Annotated in this window: 1 pseudogene; it reads left to right on the forward strand. The window is 52.2% G+C overall.

Annotated features, from left to right (window positions below):
• Positions 1-247, forward strand: a pseudogene (locus tag SB775_RS32545) (Fe3+-hydroxamate ABC transporter substrate-binding protein); the annotation flags it as partial.

The following is a 247-nucleotide window of genomic DNA, read 5'->3' on the forward strand; positions in this document are numbered from 1 at the left end:
CGAGCAAATCTTTCTCTACAGCAACAGAGGAATACGCGACGTGTTGTATCGGGATCTGGCACTGCAGACGATTCCCGAGCTCAAGGAACGATGCAATGAACCAATCACGCTCGAACGGTTGCTGTGCATCAATCCTGACCGGATGCTGCTGTTGATTTGCCCGGATGCGGATACACGAAAGTTCTGGCTTTCCTTGCAGTATCACACACAGTGGAGAGGGCTGAATGCGGTCAAGAACGGGCAGATG

This window comes from Peribacillus sp. SIMBA_075, assembly GCF_046534585.1.